At 64.0% G+C, this 12,973-nt stretch carries 11 protein-coding genes; 7 read left to right on the forward strand and 4 right to left on the reverse strand.

The features are described 5' to 3' along the window. Positions 1-294: 294 nt before the first annotated feature. Positions 295-747 (reverse strand): carbon monoxide dehydrogenase subunit G, encoded by a 453-nt coding sequence (locus tag ABSY17_RS20345; RefSeq protein WP_378944672.1) that lies wholly within the window; start codon positions 745-747, stop codon positions 295-297. A gap of 157 nt (positions 748-904) precedes the next feature. Between ABSY17_RS20345 and ABSY17_RS20350 the strand changes: the two genes are divergently transcribed. The 4 genes from ABSY17_RS20350 to ABSY17_RS20365 all read left to right on the forward strand — a co-directional run bounded on the left by ABSY17_RS20350 (position 905) and on the right by ABSY17_RS20365 (position 5,779). Then, positions 905-1,645: a GGDEF domain-containing protein gene (locus ABSY17_RS20350; RefSeq protein ID WP_378944675.1), complete on the forward strand. Its 741-nt coding sequence runs from the start codon at positions 905-907 to the stop codon at positions 1,643-1,645. 112 nt (positions 1,646-1,757) lie between these two features. Continuing rightward, positions 1,758-3,560 (forward strand): IlvD/Edd family dehydratase, encoded by a 1,803-nt coding sequence (locus ABSY17_RS20355; protein ID WP_378944677.1) that lies wholly within the window; start codon positions 1,758-1,760, stop codon positions 3,558-3,560. 125 nt (positions 3,561-3,685) lie between these two features. Then, positions 3,686-5,278, forward strand: coding sequence for a peptide ABC transporter substrate-binding protein (locus ABSY17_RS20360; RefSeq protein ID WP_378944679.1), 1,593 nt, complete (start codon positions 3,686-3,688; stop codon positions 5,276-5,278). Between the two features lie 102 nt (positions 5,279-5,380). Then, entirely contained in the window at positions 5,381-5,779 is a 399-nt protein-coding gene (locus ABSY17_RS20365; protein ID WP_378944682.1) for a hypothetical protein, read from the forward strand. 12 nt (positions 5,780-5,791) lie between these two features. Here ABSY17_RS20365 and ABSY17_RS20370 read toward each other — a convergent pair whose 3' ends face one another. Beyond that, positions 5,792-7,381 (reverse strand): trimethylamine methyltransferase family protein, encoded by a 1,590-nt coding sequence (locus tag ABSY17_RS20370; protein WP_378944685.1) that lies wholly within the window; start codon positions 7,379-7,381, stop codon positions 5,792-5,794. A gap of 167 nt (positions 7,382-7,548) precedes the next feature. Further along, entirely contained in the window at positions 7,549-9,042 is a 1,494-nt protein-coding gene (locus ABSY17_RS20375; protein ID WP_378944688.1) for a PLP-dependent aminotransferase family protein, read from the reverse strand. Between the two features lie 318 nt (positions 9,043-9,360). On the opposite strand from ABSY17_RS20375, the gene pgi reads away from it, so the two are divergent. The 3 genes from pgi to ABSY17_RS20390 are packed head-to-tail and all read left to right on the forward strand — an operon-like array spanning position 9,361 to position 12,149. Continuing rightward, positions 9,361-10,935, forward strand: coding sequence for a glucose-6-phosphate isomerase (gene pgi, locus ABSY17_RS20380; RefSeq protein WP_378952908.1), 1,575 nt, complete (start codon positions 9,361-9,363; stop codon positions 10,933-10,935). A 5-nt stretch (positions 10,936-10,940) separates the two neighbouring features. Then, complete coding sequence (locus ABSY17_RS20385) at positions 10,941-11,648, forward strand: HAD family hydrolase (protein ID WP_378944691.1); 708 nt, start codon at positions 10,941-10,943, stop codon at positions 11,646-11,648. A 36-nt stretch (positions 11,649-11,684) separates the two neighbouring features. Next, positions 11,685-12,149 carry a GNAT family N-acetyltransferase gene (locus ABSY17_RS20390; protein ID WP_378944694.1) on the forward strand — a complete coding sequence of 155 codons (465 nt, stop codon included), beginning with the start codon at positions 11,685-11,687 and terminating at the stop codon, positions 12,147-12,149. Between the two features lie 48 nt (positions 12,150-12,197). Here the strand turns inward: ABSY17_RS20390 and ABSY17_RS20395 are convergent, their stop codons facing one another. Continuing rightward, positions 12,198-12,884 (reverse strand): outer membrane protein, encoded by a 687-nt coding sequence (locus tag ABSY17_RS20395; RefSeq protein WP_378944697.1) that lies wholly within the window; start codon positions 12,882-12,884, stop codon positions 12,198-12,200. Positions 12,885-12,973 lie beyond the last annotated feature (89 nt).

The raw sequence follows: 12,973 nt of genomic DNA on the forward strand, positions 1-12,973 counted from the left end.
CGAGAAAGCGAGTCATGGGCAGCAAAAAAGAGGGAGTGCTCTTTGACAACGGCCAGGCGCGAAAGCGAGCGTGGCAGTGAATAGGCTTGCCACCAACATCGGCGCCGTCATCCCGGAAACCGGAGCGAAGCGCAGGTTATCCGGGACCCATTGGCCCGACCATCGTCCGGCGCGGCCGGGCCCTCGTCATGGCAGCCGTCAAGAAAGGAACTGCAAAATCAGTACCCGGCCGCGCCAGTCAATGGGTCGCGGCTCTCGCTGCGCTCGGTCGGGATAACGACGAGGTGGCAGAGGCTACGCTCCCCCCACCTTTTCGCCGAAGGTGGAAAAGAACTGGCCAGCCAGTTTCTTCGACGTCGAGGTGATCAGGCGGCTGCCGAGCTGGGCGATCTTGCCGCCGACATCGGCCTTGGCCTCATATTTGAGGATGGTGGCGTCAGGCCCGTCCTCGGTCAGCGTCACGTCCGCGCCGCCCTTGGCGAAGCCGGCGATGCCGCCCTTGCCCTCGCCCTCGATGGTGTAGGAGTGCGGCGGGTTGAGGTTCTTGAGCGTGACCTCGCCGTTGAAGGTCGCCTTGATCGGTCCGATCTTGAGCACCACCTTGGCGGCCATTTCGGTCGGCGAGGACATTTCCAGGCTCTCGCAGCCGGGAATGCTCTCCTTGAGCACCTCAGGGTCGTTCAGCGCCTTCCACACCACGTCGATGGGGGCTGCGATCTTTTCCTCGCCTTCGATGACAAGAGCCATGACGATATCCTCCCGACACATCAATCACCGAAAGGGTTAACGAACGCGCGGGGCGTTGTCCATCGCATCAGAGGCGGCGACGGTCGGTGCTGTCTTCTCTTACGGCTTGTTAAGGCCTGCATGGGATGAGCATGTATAGAATTGTCGCGAGGGCGATGTGATCAAGATCGTACTCAAGGCCTGCGCCGTAACGGCCGGCGTCATCGCAGTCAGCCAGGTCGTTTCGTTCGCCACGCGCTATGCCGCCGGCCAGCCTTTTACCTTGTTCGTCTTCATGATGAACTGCATCCTGCCTACCATCACCGGCTTTCCCACCGCCTTCTATGTATTTTGGCAGAATGCCCGGCTCAAACGGGCGCTCGATGAGCTGTCGCAACTTCACGCCAAGCTCGAAACCAAGGCCAATTACGACCAGATGACGGGCTTCCTCAACCGGGAAGCCTTCTTCGAACAGTTCAAGCAGGCGCGACGCAGGAGCGACGAAGGTGCTCTCGTTCTCATCGACGCCGATCATTTCAAGAAGGTCAATGACACCTACGGTCATCCCGTCGGCGACGAGGCGCTGAAGCTCATCGCCGGAGCGATCGACGCAACGACGCGTGACCTCGACGTCGTTGGCCGCATCGGCGGCGAAGAATTCTGCGTCTTCCTACCGGCAGTGGACCGAAATGAAGCAGCCCGGATCGCGGAGCGGATCCGGATTGAGGTCGAGAAGCTCGCCTTCCACCCCAATGGGGGCAAACGGCACCCCCTCACCATCAGCATCGGCATTGCTCTCTCGGTCGACCAGCGGCCGACCTCACAGCTGATGCGGCGGGCCGACCGCTGTCTGTACGAGGCCAAGGGGCGAGGCCGGAACACGGTCGTGGTCGAGGACGTCCTGGAAGAGCCGGCATAACCGAGGCTGCTCTGCCGTCGAATGAAGCGGCGAACGCGACCGGGCCCGCATCGCTCTTGCGGCGTTTTCGTCCTTGCCATAACGATGCAGGTCCGGATTTCGGGAGGAATTGATGGCCGGTGCAAAGACGACGAAGAAGCTCCGCTCGCAGGAGTGGTTCGACAACCCCGACAATCCCGGCATGACCGCGCTCTATCTCGAGCGCTACCTGAATTTCGGCCTGACCCGCGAGGAGCTGCAGTCGGGCAAGCCGCTGATCGGCATCGCCCAGACAGGCTCGGACCTGTCGCCCTGCAACCGCCACCACATCGAGCTCGCCAAGCGCGTCCGCGACGGCATCGTGGCCGCCGGCGGCGTGCCGTTCGAATTTCCCTGCCACCCGATCCAAGAAACCGGAAAGCGCCCGACCGCCTCGCTCGACCGCAACCTCGCCTATCTCAGCCTGGTCGAAGTACTCTACGGCTATCCCCTCGACGGCGTGGTGCTGACCATCGGCTGCGACAAGACCACGCCGGCACTGCTGATGGCGGCCGCCACCGTCAACATCCCGGCGATCGCGCTCTCGGTCGGGCCGATGCTCAACGGCTGGCACAAGGGCGAGCGCACCGGCTCGGGCACCATCGTGTGGAAGTCGCGCGAAAAGCTTGCGGCCGGCGAGATCGACTATGACCAGTTCATGGACATCGTCGCCTCGTCCGCGCCCTCGGTCGGCTATTGCAACACCATGGGCACGGCGACGACGATGAACAGCCTGGCCGAGGCGCTGGGCATGCAGCTGCCGGGCTCGGCCGCAATCCCCGCGCCCTATCGCGAACGCGGCCAGATTTCCTACGAGACGGGCAAGCGCATTGTCGAGATGGTGCGCGAGGACCTCAAGCCCTCCGACATCATGACGCGCGAGGCCTTCGAAAACACCATCGTCGTCAACTCGGCGATCGGCGGCTCGACCAATGCACCGATCCACCTCAACGCGATTGCCCGCCATCTCGGCGTGCCGCTCGACAATGACGACTGGCAGCGCATCGGCCATCACGTGCCGCTGCTGGTCAACCTGCAGCCAGCAGGCGAATATCTCGGCGAGGACTATCACCATGCCGGCGGCGTGCCGGCCGTGGTCGCCGAGCTGATGAAGGCGGGCCTTCTGCCGCATCCGGATGCGCTCACCGCCAACGGCAGGACCATGGGCGAGAATTGCGCCGCATCAGAGAACATGGACGAAAAGGTGATCCGCACCGTCGTCGATCCGCTGAAGCAGGATGCCGGCTTCATCAACCTCAAGGGCAATCTGTTCGACAGCGCGATCATGAAGACCAGCGTGATCTCCAGCGAGTTCCGCGAACGCTACCTGTCGAACCCGAAAGACCCTGAAGCCTTCGAAGGCTCCGCAAAGGTGTTCGACGGTCCCGAGGACTATCACGCCCGCATCGACGACCCGGCCGAAAACATCGACGAAAACACCATCCTGTTCATGCGCGGCACGGGGCCGGTCGGCTATCCGGGTGCAGCCGAAGTGGTCAACATGCAGCCGCCCGCCTATCTCATCAAGCGCGGCATCCATTCGCTGCCCTGCATCGGCGACGGGCGCCAGTCCGGCACCTCGGGCTCGCCCTCGATCCTCAACGCCTCGCCGGAAGCCGCCGTCGGCGGCGGGTTGGCGCTGCTAAAGTCAGGCGACCGGGTGCGCATCGACCTGAAGAAGGGCACCGCCGACATCCTCGTCAGCGACGACGAGATCATGCGCCGCCGCGCCGAGCACCAGAACAACGGCGGCTACCGCTACCCCGCCCACCAGACGCCATGGCAGGAGATCCAGCGCGGCATGGTCGACCAGTTGTCGGAGGGCATGGTGCTGAAGCCGGCGGTGAAGTACCAGCGCGTGGCGCAGACCAAGGGCATCCCGCGCGACAATCACTGAGGTCGCCAAGCTCATCTACTCTGCCTACCCGATCGCTGGCCGACTCCACGCCCGCAGTCGGCGAGCGCAACTTTTCGAACGCAACCCCTTGGTGTATGGTGGGGTGATGTATCGGAGAGGGCACGATGGCCATGGGCAATCGCATCGCATCCTTGCTGAGTGCATTCATCCTTTTCCCGTTCCTGCTCGCTACAACCACACTCGCCGCTACGCTCGACATACAGCTCGCGGCGGAACCCGGAACGCTCGATCCGCAGAGGCACAGCGGGGACTGGTCAGACTGGATCGTCGGCGATCTCTTCGAGGGGCTGGTGACGGAAGATGCCGCCGGCAATCCGGTGCCGGGCCAGGCGCAATCCTGGACCGTCTCGCCCGACGGCCTGACCTATAGTTTCAAGCTGCGCGACGGACTCAAATGGAGCGACGGCCAGCGGCTCGATTCCGGCGACTTCCTGTTCGCATTCCGCCGCCTGCTCGAGCCCAGGCTCGCGGCCGAGTTCGCCTTCATCCAGTTCCCGATCAAGAATGCCGAAGCCTTCAACAGCGGCACGATGACCGACCCGGCAGCACTCGGGATTGCGGCACCGGACAAAAGCACCGTCGTCATCACGCTGGAACGGCCGATGCCCTATTTCCTGCAGGCGCTCGTCCAGCCAGGCGCTTATCCGGTGCCGCGTCATCTCGTCGAAAAGCTCGGTGACGACTGGGCCAAGCCACAAAACATCGTCAGCAACGGCGCCTTCAAGCTGGCCGAATGGAAATCCGAGATGGATATTCGTGCGGTGCGCAACGAAAGCTACCGGGCTGCCAGCGACGTCAAGCTCGATGAGGTGATCTATCATTTCGCCGACGACGAAGCCACGACAGTGACCTCGTTCGACAAGGGCGAGTTCGAGATCGCAACGCAGTTCCCGACAGACGCGTTTGCGAAACTGCAAGCCAAAAGGCCCGGCGAGGCACGGGTCGTGCCGACGCTCGGCGTCTGGTACTACGTGCTCAACCTTAGGGATCCGCCCTTTGACGATCCCAATGTGAGGCGTGCGTTGTCGATGGCGATCGACCGCGAACGACTGGGTACGGAGGTGACGCAGACTGGCCAAAACGCCGCCTACGGCATGGTGCCGCCTGGTGCGCCGGGCTTCGAAAGCAGGCACTATGTGCCCGATTGGGCGGCCATGGAGCACAGCGAGCGTGTCGCGGAGGCCAAGGCGCTCCTGGCGGCCGCCGGATATGGGCCCGGCAAGCCGCTGCAATTCACGCTGCGCACCTCGACGATGCCGACGCAGGTGAAGGTCAGCGAGGCGGTGGCACAAAACTGGAAGGAAATCGGCGCCGAAGTCGACTTCGTCCGCCGGCCAATCCCCGAGCATCACGACTTCCTGATGCGGCACGACTTCACCGCCGGCACCATCGGCTGGATCCTCGATTATTCGGATGCCGCGGATTCACTGTCGCTGATGTATAGCGGCCACCCCAACAACTATCCCGGCTATTCGAACCCAGGCTTCGACGCCCTGCTCGACAAGGCCAGGACGGAGCCGATTGAAGCGGTGCGGGTGGAACTGCTGCATGAGGCCGAGAAGATGGCACTCGATGAGACGGCAGTGATCCCGCTCACCTGGGCCGTGTCGAAAAACCTTGTCGCTCCTGCCGTCTCCGGCTTCGTCGACAACGTTCGCAACGTCCACCGCGCGCGGTGGCTGTCCCTCAAGGAGTAGCCGTCAAACGCGACCACGCCTGCTCACCCGTTGCAATCAGGACACGGCCTTTGAATTCCGACCCTAAACCGCCTAAATCGGTGAAAACAGGATCGGGACAACATGGCCAGACGGCGTTCTTCCTTGGGATTTTTTGGCCTGTTCGGCCGCTCTGGCGACCTCCGGGACCTGGATGCCGCGCTACGCAGCGTCGATCTTCACCCCGCACTGGTGCCGGAGGGCGTCAAGCTGACCATCGTCAACCTGATGAAGGATCACTGGCCGGACGAGCCGCCATCCCAGGCCTATCTGCCGGTGGCGCAACTGTTCGGCTACTGCCTCGCGGGGCCCGGAGCGTTCGAGCAGACCAACGGCAGCGATGCCATGCTCGACGTCGAACGGCGCATCGACCGGGCGCTGGACGCAACCGACAGCCTCGACGCGCAACTGGTGCTGCTTTCCATGCACGCCAAGCTGATGAATTCGGAAGTGGTCGAGCGTTTCGGCCTGAGCGCCGAGTAGCCGCCGCTCGACTCAGCCGCCCATTCCGCTGCGCGGCAACCTGACCAACTCGCCGAAGCGGGCGCGCAGCCTGTCGTCGAGCGCCCTGGGGATGTGACGCGGGAAGCGCTCGGCCAGGATACGTTTCTTCTCGGCAATGGCGCGGCCCAACAGGTCGGGCTTGCCCTTTTCGTTCCACTCCTTGGGCGAGAAGCGGTCGGCTACGGCGGGATAGAAATACTCGGTCTGCATCAGGCGCAGCGTCTGCTCGTTGCCGAGATAGTGGCCGGGGCCGTTGAGGCAGACCTCGGCGATGGTGTCGAGCGAAAGGGCCGCATCGGTGACCTCGATGCCGCGCACGCAGCGCAGGCATTGGCCCAGCATGTCGTTGTCGATGATCAGGCTTTCGAGGCAAAAGCCGAGCAGGGAGGCATGCATGCCCGCGGCCTCATAGACCAGATTGAGGCCCGACAGGCCGGCCGTGACGTTGGTGATGCCTTTTTCGTAGCCGGACTGGATGTCGGGCAGCTTGGAGTCGGCCATGCCAGCAGCCGAACCGCCGGGCAAGTCGTAGAACTGGGCCATCTGGGCGCAGGCCGAAGTCAGCAGCGCCTGTTCGGCCGAGCCGCCCGACATCGCGCCGGTGCGCAGGTCCGAAACGAAAGGCCAGGTGCCGAAGATCGCGGGATGGCCGGGCTTCAGCGCATTGACATAAACCAGCCCCGCCAGCACCTCCGCCACCGCTTGGACGACCGCGCCGGCGATGGCAGCCGGCGCGGTGGCACCGGCCTGTCCGGCGGAGAGCAAAAGAATCGGAATGCCACCCTCGACGCAGGCCTCGAGCACACCGCAGGCATCCTCGGCGAATTTCATCGGCGGCACGACGAAGCAATTGGAATTGGAGACGAAGGGCCGGGCGCGGAAATTCTCCTCGCCGCCCGCGATCTCGTAAAGCATCTCCAATGCCGGGGCGACGTTTTCGCGGACGGTGAAGCTGGTGCCGACATGCTTCGACGTGCCCGACACGCAGGCGTAGAGCGTGTTGAAATCCATCTCCAGCGGATCGGGAATGTCGCGCGGCACCATCGGGCGCTGGAAGAAATGGATGTTGTCGAGCCCCTCGACGAGGCGCGCGGCGTCATAGATGTCCTGCAGCAGGCTTTCGCGATATTCGCGCTTTTCGACATCGACGAGATGCACGGCAGCACCGGCGGTGCCGTAGTGCACGCGCTTGCCCCGGATCATCATGTCGTGGCGAGGATCCTGGCCGCACAGGGTGAAGTCGCGTGCAGCGGTCCTGATGGTCTCCAGCACCAGTTGCCGTGGAAAGCGGATGCGGCCGTCGTCGCCGTAGGTTGCGCCGACCCGGGTCAGTGCCTCGATGCAGTTCGGAATGGCATTGGCGAAGCCGACCGTTTCAAGCAGCGTCAGCACCGCCTCATGAATACGTTCGAGATCGTGCTGAGTGAGCGGGGCGAACCGCCCGCCCTCGAGGCCGGGGCGTACCGGGCGGATGTCTTCGGCCAGTGGTGCCGAACGCAAGGCGCGCCGGGCTTCGCGGCCACCGGAGCGACGTAAGCGTTGCTCTGCTGAAGAAACGGGATTCTCGACGGCCACTGGCATGCAGTCCTCCGCAAATTTGTGAAGCTGGATCGCAGTGGTTATGCCACCGTCGTTCCGCCTCGTTCCCTTTGCGTGACTATGCAGCGTCGATTGGCCCCGACCATGGGCCAGCAGATTTCGCCAGATATGCCAGACCTAATATAGGCCGCCCCGCCGAACCGCCGAGTTCAGGCGGCAGCGGGGCGCCGCCCGGCTGCCGTGGCAAGCTCGCGGATTCCCGGCTCGATGTGCTGAAGCGCAATCGACGAGATTCCCAGGCGCATGAAGCGCGTGGGCTTTTCGCTGTGCTCGAAGAAACGATCGCCGGGCTCGATGATGACGCTACGCGAGGCTGCCGCAGCAGCAAGCCCGCGCGAGTCGATGCCGCGCGGGCCCTCGAGCCACAGCGAGGTGCCGCCGGCGGCGTCGGTCGCCTGCCAGTCCGGCAGGAATGCCGACATCGCCTGGACCAAGCGCTTGCGCCTGTCGCCAAAGGCAGTGGACAGGCGGCGGACGAGCGCCTCGTGGTGGCCGAGCGACAGGAACAGGGCGACGGCGCGCTGGTTGTTGGCCGGCGGGTGACGCAGCATAAAGCGGCGGAGCGCACGCAGTTCCGAAATCAGGCCGGCGGAAGCGACGATGTAGCCAAGCCGTAGGCCGGGAGCCAACGTCTTCGACATCGAGCCGACATAGACGACGCGGCCGGAGCGATCGATGCTCTTCAGCGCCTGCTGGGGCGCGTCGTCGAGCAACTGGCTGTCATAGCCGTCCTCGATGATGATCTGGTTGTTGCGCGCAGCACGCGCCAGAAGATCCTGTCGGCGCTCGGCGCTGAGCGGCACCATGGTCGGGCACTGATGGCTCGGCGTGACGAAAACGAAGCCGGCATCCGATGGGATTGCCGAGGTGACGATGCCCTGCTGATCAACGGGAATGGGCTCGATGTCGGCGCCGGCGAGCCGGAAGATGGAGCGTGCGTCTGGATAGCCGGGATCCTCCATCGCCACCTTCGAGCCCTTGGTCATCAAGAGCGACGCCAGCATGTAGAGCGCGTTTTGCGCACCCAGCGTGACGATGATCTCGTCGGGATTGGCGAAGATGCCGCGACGCGGCAGAAGGCGCGCCTGGATCTGTTCGATAAGCAGGGGATCGTCGCGATCGACCATATCGGCCGCCCAGTTGCGGATCTCAAGCACCGCCAGCGCCATGCGGTTGCACTCGCGCCATTCGGCCGTCGGGAACAGCGTCGGGTCGAACTGGCCGTAGACGAATGGGTAGGACGACTTGATCCAGTTTTCGTGCTTGGTCGGCGGTGCCATGTCGCTGGCGGCGATCTGGCGACGCGCCTTCCAGTCGATTTCGGTCGCCTGGTCCGGGGTCTTCTGCTGTGGCTTGGCGGGTGTGGCCAGCACTTCCGGATTGACGAAATGACCGCGCCTTTCGCGTGCGACGAGGAAGCCCTGATCGACCAGCTGCTGGAAGGCGAGCACCACGGTGCCGCGCGCCACGCCGAGCTTCTCGGCCAGGATGCGGCAGGACGGCAGCGGCATCGACGCCGCGATCTGCCGGTCGAGAATGGCGGCGACGATCGCCTGCCGGATCTGGGCCTGGAGCGTCTGGCCTGATTCCGCCGAAATCCGGAACAGTCCGGACCAGATTGCGGTGTCGTTTCGCTGCGGCATCAGGCGTCCCCCATGTGTCCAGCCTTTTTCATCTTCCTGGACCATAGAAGGCTATCCTTGGCACAACCCATTGCACCAATCAATTTTTCTAATCCTTGGGATTTATGCCAGTGAACTTTCCAGCAGCGGTTGCAGGCGCAGCATATTGAACCGATTGACGTTTCGCGCCAAAACCCGCTGCTGAGCCTCTCGCTTGCAGCCGGAGGTCTGCTAGGATGGATCACCAGTTCACATACCCGGAGTTCAACGGTGATCGAACAACCCATCCAGGCAGCCCTGGCAGCCCTTCGCAGCCATCGCGAGGACGCGCCGAAGAACATGCGGGCGGCGTTCGCTTCCGATCCCAAGCGCTTCCAGCATTTTTCCCTCACCGACGGCGATCTGCTGCTCGACTGGTCGAAATGCGCGGTCGACGCAACGACGATGGCGTTGCTCGAAAGACTGGCACAGGCGGTCGACCTGCCCGGCAAGCGCGCGGCGATGTTTGCCGGCCAGCGCATCAACGTGACCGAAAACCGCGCCGTGCTGCACACGGCCTTGCGCAATCCTGTCGGCGAACCGGTGATGCTCGACGGCCATGACGTGACCGTGGACGTGCATGCCGTGCTCGACGCCATGGCGAAATTTGCAGACGCCGTCCGCTCGGGCAAGGCCACAGGCGCGACCGGCAAGAAGATCACCGACATCGTAAACATCGGCATCGGCGGCTCGGATCTCGGCCCGGCCATGGCGACACTGGCGCTGGCGCCCTATCACGACGGCCCGCGCGCGCATTTCGTCTCCAATGTCGACGGCGCCCATATCCACGACACGCTGAAGGGGCTGAACCCGGAGACGACGCTGTTCATCGTCGCATCCAAGACCTTCACCACGGTCGAGACGATGACCAATGCCGAAACGGCGCGGCGCTGGATCGAACAAGCGCTCGGCACGGAGGCGGTGGGCAAGCATTTCGCCGCGGTGTCAACCGCGCTCGACAAGGTGGCGGCCTTCGGCATCGACCCGACCCGCGTCTTCGGGTTCTGGGACTGGGTCGGCGGCCGCTATTCGCTATGGTCGGCGATCGGCCTGCCGATCATGATCGCCATCGGCCCCAAGAACTTCCGCGATTTCCTCGCCGGCGCCCATGCCATGGACCGGCATTTCGCCACCGCACCGCTGACCAGGAACATTCCGGTGCTCATGGGGCTGATCGGCTTCTGGCACCGGGCGATCTGCAACTACCCGGCGCGGGCGGTCATCCCCTATGACCAGCGCCTGGCGCGCCTGCCCGCCTATCTGCAGCAGCTCGACATGGAATCGAACGGCAAGAGCGTCACCCTCGCCGGCGGCGGCGCGGTGACGCCGACCGGCCCGCTGGTCTGGGGCGAGCCCGGCACCAACGGCCAGCACGCCTTCTTCCAGTTGCTGCACCAGGGCACCGACATCATCCCGGTCGAGTTCCTGGCGGCGGCCGAGGGCCACGAACCGGAGTTGAAGCATCATCACGACCTGCTGCTGGCCAACTGCCTGGCGCAGTCGGAAGCGCTGATGAAGGGTCGCACGCTCGAGGAAGCGCGGCGGCAGATGCTGACGAAAGGCATGAAGGCCGAGGAGGTCGACAGGATCGCCCCCCACCGCGTCTTTTCCGGCAACCGGCCGTCGGTGACGATCCTCTACCGCAAGCTCGACCCGTACACGCTCGGCCGGCTGATCGCGCTCTACGAGCACCGCGTCTTCGTCGAGGCACAGCTGTTCGGTATCAACGCCTTCGACCAATGGGGCGTGGAACTGGGCAAGGAACTGGCCACCGGGCTCTTGCCTGTCGTGGAGGGACGCGAGAATGCCGCCCGCGGCGATGCCTCGACAGCCGGGCTGGTGGAGCATATTCACCACCTGCGTGCGAAGGAGTGAGTGAATTGCAAGGCATCAAGGGCATACTTTTCGACAAGGACGGCACGCTGGTCGACTTCGAGGCGACCTGGTTCGCCATTGGCGACCTGATGGCGCTGAAGGCGGCGGACGGCGACCGCAGCCGCGCCGACGCACTGATGGACGCCGCCGGATACGATTTCGCGATGGGCGGCTTCCGCGCCGACTCGGTCTTTGCCGCAGGCACCAATGCCGACATCGTGACGCTGTGGTATCCGGACGCAGATGAGGCCGCGCGAGCGGCGATGGTCAAGCATTTCGACGAGGTGACGGCCGAACAGGGTGCGGCCAAGGCAGTGGCGCTGCCCGGCAGCCGTGACGCGCTGGCGCACCTGCACGGCGCGGGTTTTCGGCTCGGCGTCGCCACCAACGACTCCACCATCGGGGCCGAAAAGACGCTGCTGACACTTGGCGTCGCCGAGATGTTCGACGCCGCCTATGGCTACGATTCCGTACCCAACCCGAAGCCCGCGCCCGACTCGATCCATGCCTTTTCCAAGCTTACCGGGCTGAAGCCGTCGGAGATCGCGATGGTCGGCGACAACCGTCACGACCTGGAGATGGCGAGGGCCGGCGGCGCGCTGGCGATCGCGGTGCTGTCGGGCACCGGCACGCGGGAATCGCTGACGCCGATGGCCGATGTGGTGCTCGAGTCGATCGCCGATCTGCCGGCGTTCCTGGCTGGCGGGGCCTGACTGGACCCCGGTCCGCACTCCTTGCAAGGGAAGCCCATGGCCGCCGAATTCACGATCCGCCGGGCGACCCGTGAGGACCTGCCCGAACTGCTGCAGCTCTATCGCCATCTCATGCCTGACGACGTGCCGGTCAGCACCGAGCGGACCGAAGAAATCTGGGACCGCTTCTCCCGCTATGGCGACAGCGCCATCCTTCTCGGCTTGCTTGACGGCAGGCAGGTGGCGACCTGCACGCTCGTCGTCATCCCGAATTTCGTCCGCGGCGGCGCCAACTATGCGCTGATCGAGAATGTCGTGACGCATACCGACTTCCGCGGCCAAGGCCACGGTAAAGCGGTGCTGCTTGCGGCCGTCGATGCAGCATGGTCGCTCGGCTGCTATAAGGTGATGCTGCTCACCGGATCGAAGAACCCGGCGACGCTGGGCTTCTACCGCAATGCTGGCTTCGAGACGACAAAGACCGGGTTTGAGGTGCGAAGACTGCCACCGAGGGAGCGCTGAGCGCCCCCCGGCCGTGAGGCCGGGAGCGCCTCGGCCTGATGGCCGAAATCAGAATTTGTAGGCGACGCCAAGGCGCAGGTCGTGGGTCTTGAGGTCGACATCCAAATCGCTGTCCCAGTCCGGATCGTTCCACTTTTCATTGCCATAGTCGGAATAGCGATATTCCGCTCGCACCATCAGGTTGTCGGTGGCGGCGTACTCGATACCACCGCCGAGGGTCCAGCCGGTCATGCTGGCGCTCCCTTCCCAATGGGCATAGGCACCATCGCCTTCGTCATGCATGAAAGCGACATCATACTTCGCGAATGCAACGCCCGCCGCAATGTAGGGCAGGAAGCGATCCGCGGCATAACCAAGCCGTGCCCTGATGGCGCCGTTCCATTTCACATCGCCGGTGCCGTAGTGATAATCATTTGAGCTGCCGTCGTCGTACACTTGCGCTGCTCGATCCCTGTCGATGCCCGAGAAATTCATGTCGGCCTCGGCACCGATGACCAGGTTGCCGAACTGCTGATTGTAGCCCGCATATGCGCCTCCAATCAGCCCTTTGGGATCAAAGTTGATGAACGAACCATATTGATCGCCGTAGTATGAGTCACCCCAGGCGTGCCCGACCTGAAGGCCAACATAGCCTCCGGTCCAGACGAACCCGGCAGTCGCCGGCGACACCAAATCCGAGGCCGCCGTCGGCATGCTCGCCGCCAACGAAATGGAAGTCACGAGCAGCGTTGCCAAGGATGCGCTGCGGACGGAACTGGTTGTGCTTGATATCATCGATATGCCCTGTGCTTGCTCTCACTGAGCGAACAGGGCAGTGCTCGCGA

The organism is Mesorhizobium sp. ANAO-SY3R2, assembly GCF_042466635.1.
Classification (GTDB): Bacteria; Pseudomonadota; Alphaproteobacteria; order Rhizobiales; family Rhizobiaceae; genus Aminobacter.

Excerpts from the sequence above, each read along its gene's own strand:
- ABSY17_RS20345 (WP_378944672.1), bottom strand. The coding sequence starts at position 747 with ATGGCTCTTGTCATCGAAGGCGAGGAAAAGATCGCAGCCCCCATCGAC.
- ABSY17_RS20355 (WP_378944677.1), top strand. The coding sequence starts at position 1,758 with ATGGCCGGTGCAAAGACGACGAAGAAGCTCCGCTCGCAGGAGTGGTTC.
- ABSY17_RS20360 (WP_378944679.1), top strand. The coding sequence starts at position 3,686 with ATGGCCATGGGCAATCGCATCGCATCCTTGCTGAGTGCATTCATCCTT.
- ABSY17_RS20365 (WP_378944682.1), top strand. The coding sequence starts at position 5,381 with ATGGCCAGACGGCGTTCTTCCTTGGGATTTTTTGGCCTGTTCGGCCGC.
- ABSY17_RS20370 (WP_378944685.1), bottom strand. The coding sequence starts at position 7,381 with ATGCCAGTGGCCGTCGAGAATCCCGTTTCTTCAGCAGAGCAACGCTTA.
- ABSY17_RS20375 (WP_378944688.1), bottom strand. The coding sequence starts at position 9,042 with ATGCCGCAGCGAAACGACACCGCAATCTGGTCCGGACTGTTCCGGATT.
- pgi (WP_378952908.1), top strand. The coding sequence starts at position 9,361 with ATGCGGGCGGCGTTCGCTTCCGATCCCAAGCGCTTCCAGCATTTTTCC.
- ABSY17_RS20390 (WP_378944694.1), top strand. The coding sequence starts at position 11,685 with ATGGCCGCCGAATTCACGATCCGCCGGGCGACCCGTGAGGACCTGCCC.